16 protein-coding genes are annotated in these 18,458 nt (G+C 61.6%); 6 read left to right on the forward strand and 10 right to left on the reverse strand.

All coding sequences use genetic code 11. The features are described 5' to 3' along the window. Positions 1-505: 505 nt before the first annotated feature. The 3 genes from M2394_RS00880 to M2394_RS00890 form a co-directional block, all read right to left on the reverse strand. Positions 506-859: an MmcQ/YjbR family DNA-binding protein gene (locus M2394_RS00880; protein ID WP_259171295.1), complete on the reverse strand. Its 354-nt coding sequence runs from the start codon at positions 857-859 to the stop codon at positions 506-508. Continuing rightward, a complete protein-coding gene (locus tag M2394_RS00885; protein ID WP_178924550.1) occupies positions 856-1,764 on the reverse strand; it encodes a LysR substrate-binding domain-containing protein in 909 nt (302 codons plus the stop codon). The genes M2394_RS00880 and M2394_RS00885 overlap by 4 nt, the downstream gene beginning before the upstream one ends. 63 nt (positions 1,765-1,827) lie before the next feature. Next, positions 1,828-3,201, reverse strand: a complete 1,374-nt coding sequence (locus tag M2394_RS00890; RefSeq protein WP_259171296.1) for an NAD-dependent succinate-semialdehyde dehydrogenase — start codon at positions 3,199-3,201, stop codon at positions 1,828-1,830. Positions 3,202-3,389: 188 nt separating this feature from the next. Here M2394_RS00890 and M2394_RS00895 point away from each other — a divergent pair, with 188 nt between their 5' ends. After that, positions 3,390-4,286: an AraC family transcriptional regulator gene (locus tag M2394_RS00895; protein WP_259171699.1), complete on the forward strand. Its 897-nt coding sequence runs from the start codon at positions 3,390-3,392 to the stop codon at positions 4,284-4,286. Here the strand turns inward: M2394_RS00895 and M2394_RS00900 are convergent. Then, positions 4,252-5,442 carry an MFS transporter gene (locus tag M2394_RS00900; RefSeq protein WP_259171297.1) on the reverse strand — a complete coding sequence of 397 codons (1,191 nt, stop codon included), beginning with the start codon at positions 5,440-5,442 and terminating at the stop codon, positions 4,252-4,254. The genes M2394_RS00895 and M2394_RS00900 overlap by 35 nt on opposite strands. Positions 5,443-5,674: 232 nt before the next feature. On the opposite strand from M2394_RS00900, the gene M2394_RS00905 reads away from it, so the two are divergent. Together M2394_RS00905 and M2394_RS00910 are read left to right on the forward strand one after the other, a co-directional pair. Next, the gene (locus M2394_RS00905) at positions 5,675-6,286 is read left to right on the forward strand and encodes an FMN-dependent NADH-azoreductase (RefSeq protein ID WP_259171298.1); all 612 of its coding nucleotides are present in this window, start codon (positions 5,675-5,677) and stop codon (positions 6,284-6,286) included. 229 nt (positions 6,287-6,515) lie between these two features. Further along, complete coding sequence (locus M2394_RS00910; RefSeq protein WP_178924555.1) at positions 6,516-7,553, forward strand: dienelactone hydrolase; 1,038 nt, start codon at positions 6,516-6,518, stop codon at positions 7,551-7,553. On the opposite strand, the gene M2394_RS00915 is transcribed toward M2394_RS00910, so the two are convergent. From M2394_RS00915 to M2394_RS00925, 3 genes are all read right to left on the reverse strand, one after another. Continuing rightward, positions 7,547-8,722 (reverse strand): MFS transporter, encoded by a 1,176-nt coding sequence (locus M2394_RS00915; RefSeq protein ID WP_259171300.1) that lies wholly within the window; start codon positions 8,720-8,722, stop codon positions 7,547-7,549. The two genes, M2394_RS00910 and M2394_RS00915, sit on opposite strands and share 7 nt — an antisense overlap. 240 nt (positions 8,723-8,962) lie before the next feature. After that, positions 8,963-10,549, reverse strand: coding sequence for an ABC-F family ATPase (locus M2394_RS00920; protein ID WP_259171301.1), 1,587 nt, complete (start codon positions 10,547-10,549; stop codon positions 8,963-8,965). A gap of 142 nt (positions 10,550-10,691) precedes the next feature. Beyond that, positions 10,692-11,930 (reverse strand): MFS transporter, encoded by a 1,239-nt coding sequence (locus M2394_RS00925; RefSeq protein WP_259171700.1) that lies wholly within the window; start codon positions 11,928-11,930, stop codon positions 10,692-10,694. Positions 11,931-12,085: 155 nt separating this feature from the next. On the opposite strand from M2394_RS00925, the gene M2394_RS00930 reads away from it, so the two are divergent. Further along, positions 12,086-12,898, forward strand: coding sequence for a bifunctional 2-polyprenyl-6-hydroxyphenol methylase/3-demethylubiquinol 3-O-methyltransferase UbiG (locus tag M2394_RS00930; protein WP_259171302.1), 813 nt, complete (start codon positions 12,086-12,088; stop codon positions 12,896-12,898). A gap of 136 nt (positions 12,899-13,034) precedes the next feature. Here the strand turns inward: M2394_RS00930 and M2394_RS00935 are convergent, their stop codons facing one another. Beyond that, on the reverse strand, positions 13,035-13,421 hold the full coding sequence (locus tag M2394_RS00935) for a TIGR03067 domain-containing protein (RefSeq protein ID WP_259171303.1): 387 nt from the start codon (positions 13,419-13,421) through the stop codon (positions 13,035-13,037). 289 nt (positions 13,422-13,710) lie between these two features. Between M2394_RS00935 and lpxO the strand changes: the two genes are divergently transcribed. After that, positions 13,711-14,610, forward strand: coding sequence for a lipid A hydroxylase LpxO (gene lpxO / locus M2394_RS00940; protein WP_178925968.1), 900 nt, complete (start codon positions 13,711-13,713; stop codon positions 14,608-14,610). Between the two features lie 18 nt (positions 14,611-14,628). Here lpxO and ligD read toward each other — a convergent pair whose 3' ends face one another. Then, complete coding sequence (gene ligD / locus M2394_RS00945) at positions 14,629-17,100, reverse strand: DNA ligase D (protein ID WP_259171305.1); 2,472 nt, start codon at positions 17,098-17,100, stop codon at positions 14,629-14,631. A gap of 15 nt (positions 17,101-17,115) precedes the next feature. Then, positions 17,116-17,949, reverse strand: a complete 834-nt coding sequence (locus M2394_RS00950) for a Ku protein (protein WP_259171306.1) — start codon at positions 17,947-17,949, stop codon at positions 17,116-17,118. 182 nt (positions 17,950-18,131) lie between these two features. Here M2394_RS00950 and M2394_RS00955 point away from each other — a divergent pair, with 182 nt between their 5' ends. Next, positions 18,132-18,449, forward strand: coding sequence for a hypothetical protein (locus tag M2394_RS00955; RefSeq protein WP_178925993.1), 318 nt, complete (start codon positions 18,132-18,134; stop codon positions 18,447-18,449). The last annotated feature ends 9 nt before the right edge of the window (positions 18,450-18,458 follow it).

Consider the following 18,458-nt stretch of genomic DNA (forward strand, 5'->3'; position numbering starts at 1 on the left):
AGCCAGCTCCCACAGTGAGGGCTCGCGTCATCGTTGATGAGCATCGCCGGCAAGCCGGCTCCTACAGTGGACCGCGTTTGCCTTTGCCTTTGCTCCACACCACTCAAGCCGGCTGTCAGGCCGCTGTGCTCTTGCTTTTGATCTTGATTTTGATCTTAGGCGCCCCGTCAAACACGCTGGCCGGAATCTGACAGGGATTTGGGGGGTAAGCCGGCAGGACGCCGGCTTAGCCGCCCCGCGCCATGGATGGCGCGTGGCGGCGGCCCCCCAAATCACTGTCGGATTACGGGCACACCGAGCCTAGGCGAGGTGCCGAGTGTTGGGGCAAGAGCCTTTTGCTTACTTTTGGGCTTTTCAAAAGTGAGCCGCTGTAAAAGCGGAACCATAAGCCGCCGTTACCGAAGAAATGGATATGTACCCCGTGAGACCGCCATCGCAGGCAAGCCAGCTCCCACATGTTTGATCGCAGGGCGGCAGTTGGAAAGCCATCGCCTGTCAGCCCCCCTCACTCCAGGCGCAACCCCACCTGCGTCCGCTTGGGCAACTTACTCACCACCAGTTGATGAGACCGCTGCAACAGCCCCCGCAACTCCTCAGCCCCCAGCGGATACGGCGTATTCATAATCACCCACTGCGCCCGCGCCAAATAAGGCGCCGGATGAATCCCCGGCCGGTCGACATGCCCAAGAAACAACTCCTTGTCCACCTTGAACGCCAACGACTCCCCCCGCAAGTTCTGCAAGGCAAACATCTTGTTGCCAGCAATCGAAAACACCCGCACACCGCCCCATTTATAGTCCTCCCGAGCACCGGGCAAACTCAGGCAGAACGCCGCGACTTGGGTCTCGGTCATTTTCATAACAAGCGATCTCCACAGCCCTTGAAGGCCTCTTCCAGGTAATCGATCCACGCGCGAATGGCCGGCAGCACGCCACGGCGATGTGGGTACACCGCCTGTAGCCAGCCGCCCGGCGACGACCATTCGGGCAGCAGTTGTACCAACGCGCCGCTGGCCAATTCTTCTTCGCAGTACATCATCGGCAACACGGTAAACCCCAGGCCCTTGAGGGCGCAGGCCTTGCGCACGATAAAGTCGTCGATGCCCAGGCGCGCCTCCATCGACAGGTCCTCGGCATTGCCTTGGGGGTCGATCAGGCGCAGGTGAACCAGGCGGTCGGCCTCCAGCGCGCCGAGCACCGGCAGTTGCTTGAGATCTTCCAGGGTGTTGATCTGCCGTCCCTTTAGAACCGCGGGGCTGGCGACCAATAAGGTTTGGGCCTGGCGCAGGCGCTTGGTCACCAGCAACGGGTCTTCATCGCCCAGCTCGCGAACCCGCAGGGCCACGTCGATGCCTTCGGCGACCAGGTCGACGCGGCGGTTGACCAGGGTCATTTCCAGTTGCACCAGCGGGTGGGCGGCGAGAAAACCCGCGACCATTTCCGGCAACATGTGCTGGGCCATACCCACCGGGCAACTGACCCGCAACCGTCCACGGGGCTCGCTGGACATGCTGGCCACGGCCTCGTCGGCCATTTCCGCTTCCAGCAACATCGCCTGGCAGTGGCGCAGGTAGCGTTCGCCGACGGCCGTGAGGGTGAGTTGACGGGTGGTGCGTTGCAGCAGGCGGGCGCCCAGGCGTTCTTCCAGTTCGGCAATGCGCCGCGACAACCGCGATTTGGGAATGCCCAGCAGGCGGCCGGCAGCGGCAAAGCCACCGGCTTCCACGACTTTGGCGAAATAGTAGAGGTCGTTGAGGTCTTGCATGATCAACCCAGTGTCCTGTCAGTGGGACGAACTATCCGCGTGTGGCACGGGCAAATCCAGCCCCTACATGCCGGCCATCAACACATACTTCACGTGCACGTACTCTTCGATCCCGTAATAGCTGCCTTCGCGGCCATAACCGGACTGCTTGATGCCGCCGAACGGAATCGAGGCGGTGCCCACGGAGCCCGAGTTCAGAATCACCATGCCCGCCTCAAGCCGGCGAGACAGGCGCAACGAACGGCCCAGCGCGCAGGTGTAGGCGTAGGCCACCAGGCCGAACTCGGTGCTGTTGGCACGCTCGATCACTTCTTCTTCCTCGTTGAAAGAATAGAGGGCGAACACCGGGCCGAAGATCTCCTGGGTGGCCAGCGGCGAGTCATCCCCCAGGCCGGTGATGATCGTCGGCGCGTAGAACAGGCCACCTTTGGCGTGGGGCTTGCCGCCCATGAGTACGGTGGCGCCGGCAGCCTTGGCGTCTTCCACCAGGCGCACCACCTTGTCAAAACCCAGCTGATTGACCAGTGGCCCGACCACAAAGCCTTCGCGCAGGCCCTGATCCACTTCAATCGCGGCGACCGCCTGCTTCAGGCGCTCGGTGAACGCTTCAAAGATGCCCTGCTGCACAAAGATGCGGTTGGGCGAGATGCACACCTGGCCAGAGTTACGCAGCTTGGCGCTCACCAAACCTTGTACGGCGTCGTCCAGGTTGGCGTCGTCGAACACGATAAAGGGTGCGTTACCGCCCAGTTCCAGGGTCATCTTCTTGACGGTGGCGGCGCATTGCGCGGCGAGTAACTTACCCACGGCGGTGGAGCCGGTGAAGGTGATCTTGCGGATACGCGGGTCGCCGGTGAGGATCGGGCCGATTTCCTTGGGGTCGCCCACCACCACTTCCAATACGCCTTCGCCGATGCCGGCGTTGCGTGCGTATTCCAGCAGCCTGAGCGCGGTCAGCGGCGTGTCCTCGGCGGGCTTGATCACCATGGTGCATCCGGCCGCCAGTGCCGTGGCGACCTTGCGGGTGATCATCATGAAGGGGAAGTTCCAGGGCGTAATGGCCGCCACCGGGCCGACCGCTTCCTTGGTGACCATCACCTGGGCGTTGCGGTCGTGGGTAGGTATGGTGTCGCCGTAGACGCGCTTGGCTTCTTCGGCGTACCACTCGATGAAACCCAGGCCGTAGTCGATCTCGCCACGGGCTTCGCTCAGGCATTTGCCGTTTTCACGGCACAGCAGTTCGGCGAAGGCTTCCTTGTCGGCCTTCACGCTGTCGTGCCAGCGGCGCAGGATGTCGCTGCGCTCCTTGGCGAGTTTGCCGGACCAGTCGGGGAACGCGGCGCAGGTGCGGTCGACGGCGGCCTTCACCTCGGCCGCAGAGTGCTTGGCCACGCGGCCGATTTCTTCACCGGTTGCAGGGTTGTAGACGATAAGCATGGGGGAATCTCCGTGGGCTGAAAGTGCTGTTTCAGGCTACGGAAAAGCGCGGTCTGGGCGAATATCCATTCCAATGTGCTGATTGCCTATTCCTATGAGTGCGTAGCGCCAGCCACCTCTGGCGCAGTACTGTGTGGCTTTGCAGAGGAGCCGCCGCCGTGGGTCGTACACAGCGAATTGTCGAACTGATGGGCGCCCTGGCGCCTGTTGAAGGCTATAACCTGACCGTATTGGATGACGTGCGTTTCCTACGCTCCAACCGACCGCTGCACCGCGTGCCGGTGCTGTACGACCCGGGCATCGTGATCGTGTGCCAGGGGCGCAAGAGCGGTTATTTGGGCGACGACATTTACCTGTACGACGCCCATCATTACCTGGTGGTGTCCGTGCCGGTGCCGTTCACCATGGAAACCGAGGCCAGTGAAGCGGAACCGATGCTGGCGGTGTACCTGCGGCTGGACTTCACCCTGGCGGCCGAGTTGATGCTGGCGCTGGATGACTTCCCCGAACTCCCGCAGGCCAAGCCCCGGGGTATGTATTCCTCGCCCATGGATGAGCGACTCAGTGAGTCATTGCTGCGTTTTCTGGAGGTGATGAGCGTGCCCATGGAGGCGCAGATATTGGGGCCGACCTTGATGCGCGAAATCTACTACCGGATTTTCACGGGGGAGCAGGGCGGCTCGATGCGGGCTGCGCTCAATCGCCAGGGGCAGTTCGGTAAGGTGGCGCGGGCGATCCGCAAGATCCATGCGTGCTATCACCAGCCCCTGGATGTGGAAGCGCTGGCGGCTGAGGCGATGATGAGTGTGCCGAGCTTTCACGCGCACTTTCGCACGGTCACCGACACGTCGCCGATGCAGTACCTCAAGTCCACGCGCCTGCACCAGGCGCGTTTGTTGATGCTGCGCAGCGACATGACGGCCGCCGCTGCCTGTGCCAGGGTCGGCTATGAAAGCGCCTCGCAGTTCAGTCGCGAGTTCAAGCGCTTCTTCGGGCGAACGCCCTTGGACGAGATCCAGTGGATGAAGCGCACCTACGCACTGCCGGCGCCTACGACGTCATCGATTTACGTGTCGTCCCACTGAGCAGGGTAATCAGCAGGGCCAGCCCGGCAAACCCCGCGCCGGTCAGCGCCTGGCCCTGCCAGCCGTAGTGCTGCGACGCGAAGGCGCCGGCCGCGGAGCCCAGGGCGCCGCCGATGAAGTAGACCACCATGAATACGGTGTTCAGGCGACTGGTGGCCGAAGGTTCCAGCGCCAGCACGCGGGTCTGGTTGGCCAGTTGGTTGATGCGGTTGCCCAGGTCGAGGAAGGTCGCCGCGATGAGGATCGGCCACCACCAGCCGCTGGGGCCGAAGGCGTAGATCAGTACAAAGGCCACCAGCACGGTGGTGATGCCCACCCATTCCAATAGCTGGCTGTGGCGACGGGTCTGTTGGCCGATGGTGGTGGCAAGGAGGATGCCGACGATCGCCGACAGCCCCAGCAAGCCCGCCTGTGCACTGGAGAAGCCATAGGGCGGCAAGGCCAGCAGTGCCGCCATCGAGCCCCAGAACACGTTCAATGCGCCAAACACCAGGCCCGCCTTGAGGGCCGACAGGCGCAAGGTAGGGTGCTGCCGGGCCAGGCCCCACAACGATTTGAGCAAGGCGCCGTAGGCCAGTTTGCTGGTGGAGATGGACACCGGCATGCGCGTCAGGATTGCGATAAACAGCAGCACGTCCAAGGCTGCCGCCAGGGCAAACATGCCGCGCCAGCCCAGCCAGCCACTGACCACGCCGCTGACGGTCCGCGCCAGCAGACCTCCGGCGGACAGCCCGCTGACCATCAAGCCGAGGACCGCGCCTTTTTGCGCCGGCTCGCTGAGGTCGGACGCGGCGGGGATGATCACCTGGGCGCTGATGCCCGACAGGCCCAACAGCCCGCTCGCCACCAGCAGCCAGGTAAACGAGGGCGCCGAGGCCGAGGCCAGCAGGCTGATGAAGTTCAGGCACAGTACGGCCAGGATCAGCGTGCGCCGGCTGATGCGGTCGCCCAGCGGCACAAACAGCAGCAGGCCGCTGGCGTAGCCGAGCTGGGTGAGCATCGCGATCTGGCCGACATGGGCGGTGGTGACGTCGAAGCTGGTGGCTATCAGCGGCAGCATCGCCTGGTTGTAGTAGATGGTCGCAACCGAAAACCCGCAGCAGATGGCGAGCAGCAGGGTCAGGCCCTTGGTCAGGACGGGGGAGTTCGCGTGCATGGCAGGCCCGGTGGCTGGCAAATGTGCGGCGAGAATGCCGCGTGGCGCGAGTGAAATCCAGCGCCGCAGAGGATTGGGCAAGAAACCGGTGGGATTGGATCAGGGCTGAAATCGGATTGTCCTGCTGGCAGGACAAACAGTCGCGTTTGAGTGGTCTAATCGTTTATTGGGTTCATGTGTAGGATCAACCTCAATTGATCGCCCAGTGGCGATCCTCACTTGGAGATCCCGCATGAAACTGTTGCACATCGATTCCAGCATCCTCGGCGACAACTCGGCGTCCCGCCAGCTCAGCGCAGGCGTGGTCAAGGCCTGGCAAGCCACAGAGCCAGGTGTGAGCGTGACTTACCGTGACCTGGCAAACGAAGGTATCAGCCACTTTTCCGGTCTGACCCTGGGCGCCCTGGGCACTGCCGCCGAACTGCGCGATGCCGTGCAAAAGCACGAGGCTGAACTGAGCGCTTCGTCCCTGGCCGAATTCATCGCCGCCGACGCCGTGGTGATCGGTGCGCCGATGTACAACTTCTCGGTGCCTTCGCAACTCAAGGCCTGGATCGACCGCATCGCGGTGGCGGGTCAGACCTTCCGCTACACCGAAGCCGGCCCTGAAGGCCTGTGCGGTGGCAAAAAGCTGATCATCGTGTCCACCGCCGGTGGCCTGCACGCTGGCCAGCCGAGCAACGTCGGCCATGAAGAGTACTTGAAGCTGGTGTTTGGTTTCCTGGGCATCACCGACATCGAATTCGTCCGCGCCCAAGGCCTGGCCTACGGTGATGAAGTGCGCAGCAAAGCCCTGAGCGACGCCAACGTACTTATCAGCGAACAATTGTTCGCCGCCGCGTAAGGCTTGTGTAAATTTCGCCTTTGCTCGGTTTCAATCTGAAGCCGGGCGCCTAAACTCTGTATTCTGGTCACCTGAACACGACCGGAGTACGGAGTTTTTTCGTTTACCCGCTGTCTCTACTTTGGCCCAGGTTATGCAGTCATGGGTTTACCACCCGGTACGAGCACCTTGAACCATGGACTTTTCAAACAGACATGCCGGTTTTAATGCAGCAAAGGTGGACATCCTCATGATGCGTCTTTGTGCTGTTTTGGTACTTTCCTTGCTCGGTGGCCTGATTTCAGTGCACGCCGCCCCAGCGCCGCACCCGCATTGGAGTGTGGGCTTCCACCGCATGACGTTCCTTGATCCGCTGGATTTGCAGCCGATGAAGGCCATCGCGTTCTATCCGTCCACCGACGATCAACATTCCACCCAACTGGGCCCTTACCACGTCGCGGCTACTGAAGACTCCAAGGTCGCCATCGGGCGCTTCCCGATGCTGATGCTGTCCCACGGCAATACCGGTACACCGCTGGCCCTGCATGACCTGGCCACGTCCCTGGCGCGCAAGGGGTTTGTGGTGGTGGCGGTGCTGCATCCTGGCGACAACTACAAGGACCACAGCCGCCTGGGCACGGTCAGCAACCTGTACGGGCGGCCGATCCAGATTTCCGAAGCCATTACCGCCACCCTGGGCGACCCGATGCTCTCACCCTTCGTCAACGTTGATCAGGTGGGGGTGATCGGCTATTCGGCCGGTGGCGAAACCGCGCTGATCCTGGCGGGGGCCAAGCCTGACTTTGATCGCCTGCGTCGCTATTGCCAGGAACGCCCGGAAGACCGAGATGCCTGCACCACCAAAGGCGAATTGGTGGTCGACCGTGACGACCTGCAACCGCAAGCCGACCCGCGCATTCACGCACTGATGCTGATGGCGCCGCTGAGCCTGATGTTCGGCCGCCACACCCTGGCCGATGTGCACGTGCCGGTGCTGCTCTACAGCGGCGACGGCGACAAGCTGGTTGCCGTGGATAAAAACGCCGCCGCCCTGGCGCGCAAACTGCCGGAGCCGCCAGATTTCAAACTGCTGGCCGGGGCAGGGCACTTCGTGTTCATGGCGCCGTGTGACAGCGACCAACTGGCCGCGATGCCGGCGATCTGCACCGATGCCGACGGGGTTGACCGCGAAGGCATTCACCGCGACCTGGTATCAGAGGCCGGGCGCTTCTTCACTCACACCTTGGGTCAATCGACCCGTGCCGGGTTGCAGACGGCCGATCAGTAAGCGCGGCGCTTGAGCAGCACGGTCACGGCCAATGCCGTGACCGACAGCACCGCAGCGCAGAAAAAGATCCAACCGTAACCCAGGTTCAGCGCCACAAACCCCATCAACGGCCCGGCAATCGCCAGGGCGAGGTCGAAGAACACGGCATAGGCGCTCAACCCCGCGCCCCGGCTGCTGTTGGGCACTTGCTTGATGGCTTCCACGCCCAGCGCCGGGTATACCAGCGACAAACCAAAGCCTGTCAGCCCGGCGCCGATCAGCGCGACGCCGGTGGACGGCGCCAGCCACAGCAGGGTCAGGCCCAGGGTTTCGATGGTCATGCAGGCAATCGCCGCCCTGAACCCGCCAAAACGGCTGATGGCCGAGATAAACACCAGCCGTGACAGGATAAAACACACGCCAAACACCGTGAGGCAGTACGCCGCGCCCGCCCAGCCACGGTTGAGGTAGTACAGCGTGATAAAGGTGGTGAGGGTGCCGTAGCCGATGGAGGCCAGGCACAGGCTGGCCCCGAACGGCGCAATACGTCCGAACACGGCCCAGAACGGCAACCGCTCGCCACGCACCACCGGCACCGACGGCTTGTTGCGGATCAGCATCAGGCCCAAGGCTGCCAGCACCGACAACGCGATGCCAAGGCTGGTGTAGCCGTACTCGGCCACCATCACAACACCCAGCGGCGCCCCAATGGCGATGGCGCCGTAGGAGGCAATGCCATTCCAGGAAATCGAGCGCGCGGTGTGCTCGGCGCCGACCGCACCCATGCACCAACTGATGGTGCCCACGCCGATCAGGCCTTGGGCCACGCCGAGCAACAGGCGGGCGACGATCAGGATGCCCAGGCTCAAGGTCGGTGCGCTTTGCACCAGCGTTGCCAGGAACGTCAGCACACCGCTGAGCAGAATGCCCGCCAGGCCCAGCACGATGGCGCGCTTGGTGCCGACGTTGTCGGACATGCGCCCGGCCATCGGGCGGCTGAGTAGGGTGGCCAGGTATTGCGAGCCGATGGTCACCCCGGCGACCACGGCACTGAAGCCCAGTTGCTCGTGGACGTAGCCCGGGATCACCGCAATCGGCAGGCCGATGCAGATGAAGGCGATGAAGGTGTAGAAGACGATAGAAACGATCTGCAGGGTGATCGACAGGGAGCTGGGGGCGGCGGCAGGCATGGGAACTCGTTCGCGGGCGGGCGGTGAGGGCATGATGGCAAGGGGCGGAAATAAAAGGAAGCTGCCTAACGATTAAACTCGCGCAAACCTTGAACCTGTAGCAGCCCGCTTGCGGGCGATGGCGTCCGCAAGATCGCCATCGCCCGCAAGCGGGCTTCTACGGGGTTTATGTTGCCAATAAATGGCCAATAAAAAGCCCCGTCACAATGGACGGGGCTTTTTGTGTGCAGCGGGCGGTGCTTAGAACACCACGCCTTGGCTGCGCAGGTAGTCGTCGTAGGTGCCGCTGAAGTCGATCACGCCGGTGGCGCTCAACTCGATGATGCGAGTGGCCAGGGACGACACGAACTCACGGTCGTGGCTGACGAAGATCAGCGTGCCCGGGTAGTTCTCCAGCGCCAGGTTCAGCGCTTCGATGGATTCCATGTCCAAGTGGTTGGTCGGTTCGTCCATGATCAGCACGTTCGGCTTTTGCAGGATCAGCTTGCCGAACAGCATGCGGCCTTGCTCACCACCGGAAATCACCTTCACCGACTTCTGGATCTCGTCGTTGGAGAACAACATGCGGCCCAGGGTGCCACGGATCATCTGCTCGCCTTGGGTCCACTGGCCCATCCAGTCGAACAGCGTCACGTCGTCTTCGAAGTCATGGGCGTGGTCTTGGGCGTAGTAGCCCAGCTCCGCGGCGTCGGTCCACTTGACGCTACCGGCATCCGGAGTCAGTTCGTTGACCAGGGTGCGCAGCAGGGTGGTTTTGCCGATACCGTTCGGGCCGATGATCGCTACGCGCTCGCCGGCTTCAACCTGGAAGCTGAAGTCCTTGAACAGTGGCTTGCCGTCGAAGCCCTTGGCCATTTTTTCGACCATGACGGCCTGACGGTGCAGCTTTTTGTTCTGCTCGAAACGGATGAACGGGCTCACACGGCTCGAAGGCTTGACCTCGGCCAGTTGGATCTTGTCGATCGCCTTGGCGCGGGAAGTGGCCTGCTTGGCTTTCGAGGCGTTGGCCGAGAAGCGGCTGACGAAGGATTGCAGCTCGGAGATCTGCGCCTTCTTCTTGGCGTTGTCCGACAGCAGTTGCTCGCGGGACTGGGTCGCCACGGTCATGTACTCGTCGTAGTTGCCCGGGAACAGGCGCAGCTCGCCGTAGTCCAGGTCAGCCATGTGGGTGCACACGCTGTTCAGGAAGTGACGGTCGTGAGAGATGATGATCATCAGGCTGGAGCGCTGGGTCAGGATGTTTTCCAGCCAGCGGATGGTGTTGATGTCCAGGTGGTTGGTCGGTTCGTCGAGCAACAGCACTTCCGGGTCGGAGAACAGCGCCTGGGCCAGCAAGACGCGCAGTTTCCAGCCTGGGGACACTTCGCTCATCGGGCCAAAGTGCTGTTCCAGCGGGATACCCAGGCCCAGCAACAATTCACCGGCACGGGATTCGGCGGTGTAGCCGTCCATCTCGGCGAATTCGATTTCCAGCTCGGCCACGGCCATGCCGTCTTCTTCGCTCATTTCCGGTAGCGAGTAGATGCGGTCGCGTTCGGCCTTGACCTTCCACAGCTCTTCGTGACCCATGATCACGGTGTCGAGTACGGTGAATTCTTCGTAGGCAAACTGGTCCTGACGCAGTTTACCCAGGCGAACATTGGGCTCCAGCATGACCTGGCCGCCGGACGGATCGAGGTCGCCGCCGAGGATTTTCATGAAGGTCGACTTGCCGCAACCGTTGGCACCGATCAAACCATAACGGTTGCCAGCGCCGAACTTGACCGAGACGTTCTCGAAGAGCGGCTTGGCGCCGAACTGCATGGTGATGTTAGCTGTGGAGATCAATTACTTTACCTATCAATGGGTTGCGAGCGTGGCGGCAGGAGCCTTCAGGCATGCGTCAACAGCGACATCAAGGCGCGAAACCCGGTCGCTGAGCAGAAGATTTTGGATGTGTGTTGGAATTTGGCGCGCATTGTCGCATATGTCAGGCGACAGTTGTATGGCAGGCGAACGAAGGTTTCGCCAAGGTCTCCGGCATGGCCAGCCAGAGCAGCGTCAGGGCAAGGGCGGCCACGCCGGCCAGGGTCAGGAAAGCTGCGTTGTAGCCCGCCAGTTGCACGACAAAACCCGCGAGGCTGCTGCTCAAGGCCGCGCCGAGGCCAAATACGGTCGAGAGCGCACCCAGGCTGACATTGAAGCGCCCGGTGCCCTGGGTCAGGTCCTTGACGATCACCGGGAACAGCGCGCCGAAGATCCCGGCGCCGATGCCGTCGAGCATCTGCACTGCCACCAGCCAGTACGGGTCGCTGGACAAGGTATACAGCACACCGCGCAACGGCAGGATCAGGAATCCGGCGATCAATAGCGGCTTGCGCCCCCACACATCGGCTCGGGCGCCCACCAGCCAGGCCATCGGCACCATCACCAACTGCGCGGCGACGATGCACGCCGAAGTCAGTGGCGTGGCCATCTGCAGGTTGATCTGCGCCAGCTTCTGACTGACCAGCGGCAGCATCGCCGCATTGGCCAGGTGGAAGAGGGCGCAGCACACGGCAAACAGCAGCAGGGGGCGGTTGCCCAGCAATACCTTGATGCCGGAGGGCTGCTCGTGGTCGTGGGCATGGGCCGGGTCAAAGCCTCGGGCAACGTCATGGTCGATGGCCGCTGCCGGCACGCAACTGACCGCCACGACACTGGCCACTGCCATGAACGCCATCAGGTAAAACACCACGACCGGGCCGTACAGGTACGCCAGGCCGCCAGCCAGCAAGGCGGCCACGGCATTGCCGGCATGGTTGAAAGTTTCGTTGCGCCCGGTCCGGCGGGTAAAGGCGCGCGGCCCGGTGATCCCCAGGGAAATGGCGGAAATCGCCGGAGCGAACACCGACGCGGCCACCGCACTGGCGGCCTGGGTCAACGCCACCCAACTGAATGCGCTGACAAACGGCAGCACCAGGCAACTGAGCGTCACCAGGATTGCGGCAATCGCGATCACTGCGCGCTTGCTGCGGGTGCGGTCGATCAGCGCGCCGGCAGGTCCTTGGGTGATCAATGCGGCAATGCCGGCCAGGGTCATGACCACGCCGATGCTGGCCGGGTCCCACTTGTGTACCGCCAACAGGTAGATCGCCAGATAAGGCCCGAGGCCGTCGCGTACATCCGCCAGGAAAAAATTCAGGCTGTCGAGGGACAAGGTGGTACGCAGGTCGGTGTGATGGGCCACGGCGAGGTCTTCAGGGGGCGGCACTCAGGGGCTGAGCGCTCATTGGCTTAGTGACCTGTAGGCCCGGGGATTAGTTTCGCCATGCATGAGGGTTTTATCTGACAGGCAATTGGCTTATTTTCCGAACCCCGCTTTATTCAAATCCTGGAGTCGCAATGGACATGCCCTCAGCCCAACAGGCTATCACCCGCAACAAGGCCGCTTGGGACGCTTCGGCCGCGCTGCACAAAGGCACCGCCACTTGGAAAGCGCTGGTGGCGTCGGTTGCCCAGCCGGGTTTTTCGTGCCTGGACCCGACCATTACCGCACTGCTGCAAGACGTCGGCGTTGCCGGCAAGGACGTGGTGCAACTGTGCTGCAACAACGGCCGTGAGAGCCTGTCGCTGTTTGGGCTTGGCGCTCGTTCTGTGGTGGGCGTGGATCAGTCCAGAGCTTTTCTTCAGCAGGCCCAGGAGCTGGCTCATATTTCACCCCACAAACCTGAATTCATTGAGACGGATATTCACCACTTGCCTGAGCATTTGCTCGGCCAGTTCGATGTCGCCTTGGTGACTATCGGCGTGCTGGGCTGGATGCCGGACGTGGCGCTGTTCATGCGTCATGCGGCCAGCACCTTAAAGCCGGGCGGCACACTGGTGATCTACGAAACCCATCCGTTTCTGGAGGTGTTCGACCCCAGGGCCGACAACCCGCTGTTGCCGGCCAGTTCGTACTTCCAGCGCGATCCGTTCGTATTGCAGGAGTCGATTGTCTACGAAGGTACCAAGGCCGAAGCCGGGCCGGCGTCCTATTGGTATGTGCATACGCTGGGGAGCATCGTCAGCGGCGCGGTTGCGGCGCAGTTGCAGATCAGCCACTTGCAGGAGTACCCGCATTCCAATCGTGAAGAACTCTACGATCAGTACGAGCACCAGAGCGCGCAACTGCCAATGTGTTTCACCCTGACGGCCACTAAACGGTCCGTGTAATCCACTGGTGTGCAGGCAAAAAAAGGCCCGCGAGAGTGGCGGGCCAAGGGATTCACTGGAGTAGGTAGGCTTCACCCTATAGGTGGGAAAGTGAAGGCCTTGTGAAAAGCGTGTCGCAAATTCGGATGTGTATGGGTCACCGGCGACGTACGAATGTTCGCATGGTCTGACCCGGCCCGGTGCTGAATTCGGTCGGCCTGGGCATGCCTTCATCGGCGGCGATGAACACGAAGTCGTCGTCTTCAAGGCGGTAACTGGCGGGCAATTGTTTACCGGCGTCTTCGCCGATGGTGTCGACCCAGGTAATGCTCTTGGGGGTTGTCGTGCTGTCCAGGGAAAAACGGCCGGCCAACAACACTTTGCCCTCGGTAGTCAGCACTTCAAAGCTGTCACCGCTGATAATCGTCACGGCGCCGGGAGCGCTATGGGCGTCGACCGGGTTCAGCACACCACTGTCTTCGAGAGCGGTCTGTTCCCAGGTGCCCTGAAGGGCTTGAAAATCCACGTCGGTGCGGGACGACATACAAATTCCTTTTTGCAGTAAGGGGTTGCGGACAGTGCCGCATCGCGGCGTTGCAAGGCAAGCGTTGGCATTGATCCAGCACATTGAATGGACAGGTTTTCACAATTCTTAGTTAACCTTTGGTTACAAACTGTGGCTAAATAACTGCCAATGGTGATGAACCGGTGCTCATTTAGCCGGTCGTGCCGCATAAATGTGAATTGTGATTTCAGGTGCTGCTTATTCAATCCTCGGCCGTCGTGGGCACGCAGGAGCAGCCTGTTCTCTCTACTGACGTGTGACGAATCCCTTGAAACTCATCATTGTTGCTCTCTACGTTGCCTCCATTGCGTATGTACACCTGCGTGGCCGGGTGCGACACAAGCTGGGTCGCCAGCTTAGCGATCACTCGACATTCCTGGCGCCGATCAACTGCTTTCTCTACCTCTTCTCCAAGCAACCCAGCCGACCGTACCTGTCGCCAAGCGACTTTCCCGACCTGGCACCGTTGCAGGAACACTGGGAAGAGATCCGCCAGGAAGGCCAGAACCTGATGCAGGCCGGGGCGATCAAGCGCTCCGACCAGTACAACGACGTCGGTTTCAACTCCTTCTTCAAGTCGGGCTGGAAGCGCTTCTACCTCAAGTGGTACGGCGACAGCCACCCGTCGGCCATGAAGCTGTGCCCGCGCACCACCGAACTGGTGCAGAGCATCGGTTCGATCAAGGCCGCGATGTTCGCCGAGTTGCCACCGGGCTCCAAGCTGGTCCGCCACCGTGATCCGTATGCCGGTTCCTACCGTTACCACCTGGGTCTGGACACACCGAATGACCCGGGTTGCTACATCAACGTGGACGGCGAAAGTTACTATTGGCGCGACGGCGAGCCGGTGATGTTCGACGAGACCTACATCCACTACGCTGAAAACACCACTCAGCAAAACCGCATCATCCTGTTCTGCGATATCGAGCGGCCGATGAAGTACCGCTGGGCGGCGGCGTTCAACCGCTGGTTCAGCCGCAATGTGATGGCTGCAGCCGGTTCGCCGAACGATGATGGCGACAAGACCGGTGGTTTGAACCGCGCGTTTACCCGCCTGTACAAGATTCGCTTGCGCGGCAAGGAACTGAAGAAACGCAACCGTGCGCGCTACTACCTGGAAAAGTGGGCGATTTTCGCCGGCTTGGCGCTGATCTTCATCCTGATCTGAAGCGCGATCGGGCGCCGCTCACTCGGGTGGGCGCGCGCCCAGCTTGTCCCACATTTTTTTGCTGAGCTTCTGCCGATTGGCATACCCGGCCCACGGGTCGGCTTTCAAACCCTTCAAGCGTTCCTGCAGGTTGGCGACCGTCCACTGCTGGGCACCGCGTACGTCTTTCAACTCCTCACGACTCACCGGCACTGACACGGGAAGGCCCGGCCGCGCCCGCACGGAATAAGCCGCGACCGTGCTCGCGCCGCGCGCATTGCGCAGGTAATCGATGAAGATCTTGCCGATGCGGTTTTTCGGCCCGGCCGTGGCGGTGAAGCGCTCGGGCAACTGCTGCGCCATGAACTGCGCGATGGCTTTGGCGAAGGCTTTCACCGTGTCCCAGCCATCCCGGCGCGCCAGCGGAATCACCAGGTGCAAGCCCTTGCCACCGCTGGTCTTGACGAAGGCGTCCAGCCCCAACTCATCGAGTACCGACAGCGTGAGCTGCGCCGCCTCCAGCATGGTTTTCCACGGCAGCGCAGGGTCAGGGTCCAGGTCGAGCACAAACAGGTCTGGCGTTTCGATCTTGTCCGAGGTGGCGCCCCAGGTATGCAGCTCTATGGCGCCCATCTGCACGGCGCCGACCAGGGCGCTCACGCTGTCGATTTCCATCAAGCGCGCATGGCCAGGATCCAGCGCCGGGTCCAGCTGCTTGATGTGGGGAATGGCGAGGCGCTCGGCATGTTTTTGGAAGAACTGCTCACCTTCGATGCCTTCCGGTGCGCGCAGCAGTGACACAGGCCGATGACGCAGGAAGGGCAAGAGCCATTCGCTGATACCCTCGTAAAAGGCCGCCAACTGTTGCTTTTGTGTACCGCTTTGCGGGTCGATGACCCGGTCGGGGTGAGTGATGTTCACGCCAGCCTCCGTTTTTTGGGGCCTGGAGGCTTTCAGCGACTTCGCCGCACGCGGTTGCTCATGAATGATCTGTGACACCGGCTTGTCGGTGCGCAGTGCCACAAATGCAGCCTGGCGTACGATGCCTTCCCGCGTCCATTCGGCAAAGTGCACCTCGCCGACCAGCGCAGGTTCCACCCAATGTACACCGCGTGCTTGAGTGCTGTTCAGCGGTGTTGCCAGCGGTGAGGCCTTGCACTCAAGCGGTGTGAGCTGCGCGTAGATGGCTTTCAGCGAGGGCTGATCAAACCCGGTGCCGACGCGCCCGGCATACACCAGGCCCGTCGCGTCGTTCACCGCCAGCAGCAGGGCGCCGAACCCGGTGCGCGAGCCTTTGGGGCGCGTGTAGCCGACGATGACGAACTCCTGGCGCAAACGGCATTTGAGCTTGATCCAGTCTGTGTTGCGGTTGGACACATACGGGCTGCCCAGGCGCTTGCCGATGACGCCTTCTAGGGCCAGGTCGCAGGCGCTTTCAATGATGTCGCGCTGGTTGGCGACAAAGGCTTCGGAAAACCGCAGCAGTTTGCTGCGACTCCTGCTGAGTACGGATTTCAGCGCCGCCCGACGTTCCTCGACGGGCGCCTTGCGTTGGTCCACTCCGCCCAGGAATGGCGCATCGAACAGGTAATACACGATGTCCAGGCTGCGGCCGATATCGAAGGCGTTCTGCAACGCCTGAAAATCCGGCAAGCCGTCACCGTTGAGGCTGACCACTTCACCATCGAGCCAACTGTCCTTGAGCTTGAGGGCTTGCAACGCCTTGACCTGACGCGGCAGGCGCTCGGTCCAGTCGTGGCCATTACGGGTGAACAGGCGTACTTCGTCGTCAAGAATGCGCGCAAGCATGCGGTAGCCGTCAAATTTGATTTCGTACTGCCAGTCACCGTCTGGCGCGCGATCGACCAGAGTGGCCAACTGCGGCGTGAGTTGCTCGGGGAGAGTGATTGGCTTTTTCTCGCGTTTGGCCCGGGTTTTGGATTTGCCGACTGTGGCGTCGCTGAGCACGCTTTTGGGCATGGCCTGGACGATGTCGTAATCAGTGGCAGGGCGTGCCTGAGGGTCTTTTTCCTTGATCAGCAACCATTGCTCTTTGTCGCCACTGCCTTTGAGACGGGTGCGCACCAACGCCCAATCGCCGGAGAGTTTTTCGCCGATCAGGGTGAATTTAAGTTTGCCCGCCGCGTAAGCCTTGTGCGGATCGTCATGGGGTTGCCATACGCCACGGTCCCAGACGATGACATCCCCGGCGCCGTATTGGCCGGGGGCAATGGTGCCTTCGAAGCCGCCATAGCTCAAAGGGTGGTCTTCGACGTGTACTGCCAGGCGTTTCTGGCTGGGGTCAAGGCTCGGCCCTTTGGGCACCGCCCAGCTTTTGAGCACACCATCGAGTTCAAGGCGAAAGTCGTAGTGAAGGTTGCGTGCATCGTGTTTTTGAATCACGAACGACAGTGCCGACGTTTTGCGCTGGCGACTCGGTGCGTTGCCCGCCGGTTCTGCGGTGATCTCGAAGTCGCGCTTGCGGTTGTACTCGCTCAAGGGCTTTGGCATGGGAGGTTCCGTGGCTCAGGAGGCTTTGGTGGCTTTCTTCGCGGCAGGTTTCTTGGCCGGTTTGCCGGCCAGGCTGCGTTTGAGCAGTTCGGTCAGGTCGATCACGTCGGCCGATTTGCGCTCGTCACTGCCTTGGGTGGTTTCCACGTCTTCGATTTTGCCGGCCTTGGCTTTTTTTGCCACCAGCGCCAGGATCTTCTCCTGGAAGCTGTCGCGGTACTCGTCGGGTTGCCAGTCGGCACTCATGTCCTCTACCAGGCGCTTGGCCATGTCCAACTCGCCTTTGGCCAGCTTCGGCTTGGTGACGTCGCTGCCCAGTTCCAACTCATCCAGGCTGCGCACTTCGGCGGGCCAGCGCAACATCACCAGCACCAGGGCTGAATCCAGCGGCATCAAGGCGGCCAGGTGCTGCTTGGTGTGCAGCACCACATTGGCCAGCGCGACTTTTTGGGTTTTCTTCAGGGTTTCGCGCAGCAGGGCGTAGACCTTGCCACCGCGTTTGTCCGGGGCGAGGAAGTAGGGCGTGTCGATGTTCTGCAACGGGATCTGGTCACTGGCGACAAAGGCGATGATCTCGATGGTCTGGGTCGACTTGGGGTGCGCCGAGCGAATTTCGTCTTCGCTGAGCACCACGTAGCGGCCTTTTTCGAAGGCCACGCCTTTGACGATGTTGTCTTTGGTGACCTCTTTGCCGGTGGTTTTGTTGATGCGTTTGTAGCCCACCGGGTCCATACTGCGTTTGTCGAGCCAGTCAAAATCAACGCCCTGAGCGGACGTTGCCGACACCAGCGACACCGGTATATGGACCAAGCCGAAACTGATGGCGCCTTTCCAGATTGCCCGTGGCATGGCTGCGGTTCCTTGAACAGAGTCAGTGTTCAGGTGACCGGCGGGCGCTGGCAAAAGTTTCGATGAGCAGATATGCGGACAGATCGTGTTACACCTAATGAGAAACTATTTAGTTACGAAAGCCGAACCCAAGGCGTAGCGTGTTATCGAAAGCACGTATTACTCCTCAGAGAGGCTTTGTCATGAACAGCTGTGTGCGTCATCTAGCAGTGCTGGCGTTGGGTATGGCACTCACGTCACTGGCCCAGGCGCAAAGCCTGCCCGGCCGCACCGATTCCAACAACAGCCCGATTCACCGGGCCAACCCCAACAGCATGCAGGGCACCCAGCCCAATGCGCCGGCCACGCGCGGTGTGCAGATCGGCCCGACCAGCCCCCGGCCCACCGTGGAAAACGGCGGTATCGGCAACCGTTATCCCAAGCGCGATGCCGCTCCCAGTCGTCCCGCGACCGAAACCAAAGCCCCCACCTTTGATGCCAACGGCAATCGCCGGCCTTGAGTGCCGGTA

The organism is Pseudomonas sp. BIGb0164, assembly GCF_024810135.1.
Classification (GTDB): Bacteria; Pseudomonadota; Gammaproteobacteria; order Pseudomonadales; family Pseudomonadaceae; genus Aquipseudomonas.

Coding starts and splice junctions, on each gene's coding strand:
- M2394_RS00880 (WP_259171295.1), bottom strand. CDS start 859: ATGAAAATGACCGAGACCCAAGTCGCGGCGTTCTGCCTGAGTTTGCCC.
- M2394_RS00885 (WP_178924550.1), bottom strand. CDS start 1,764: ATGCAAGACCTCAACGACCTCTACTATTTCGCCAAAGTCGTGGAAGCC.
- M2394_RS00890 (WP_259171296.1), bottom strand. CDS start 3,201: ATGCTTATCGTCTACAACCCTGCAACCGGTGAAGAAATCGGCCGCGTG.
- M2394_RS00895 (WP_259171699.1), top strand. CDS start 3,390: ATGGGCGCCCTGGCGCCTGTTGAAGGCTATAACCTGACCGTATTGGAT.
- M2394_RS00900 (WP_259171297.1), bottom strand. CDS start 5,442: ATGCACGCGAACTCCCCCGTCCTGACCAAGGGCCTGACCCTGCTGCTC.
- M2394_RS00905 (WP_259171298.1), top strand. CDS start 5,675: ATGAAACTGTTGCACATCGATTCCAGCATCCTCGGCGACAACTCGGCG.
- M2394_RS00910 (WP_178924555.1), top strand. CDS start 6,516: ATGATGCGTCTTTGTGCTGTTTTGGTACTTTCCTTGCTCGGTGGCCTG.
- M2394_RS00915 (WP_259171300.1), bottom strand. CDS start 8,722: ATGCCTGCCGCCGCCCCCAGCTCCCTGTCGATCACCCTGCAGATCGTT.
- M2394_RS00930 (WP_259171302.1), top strand. CDS start 12,086: ATGGACATGCCCTCAGCCCAACAGGCTATCACCCGCAACAAGGCCGCT.
- M2394_RS00935 (WP_259171303.1), bottom strand. CDS start 13,421: ATGTCGTCCCGCACCGACGTGGATTTTCAAGCCCTTCAGGGCACCTGG.
- ligD (WP_259171305.1), bottom strand. CDS start 17,100: ATGCCAAAGCCCTTGAGCGAGTACAACCGCAAGCGCGACTTCGAGATC.
- M2394_RS00950 (WP_259171306.1), bottom strand. CDS start 17,949: ATGCCACGGGCAATCTGGAAAGGCGCCATCAGTTTCGGCTTGGTCCAT.
- M2394_RS00955 (WP_178925993.1), top strand. CDS start 18,132: ATGAACAGCTGTGTGCGTCATCTAGCAGTGCTGGCGTTGGGTATGGCA.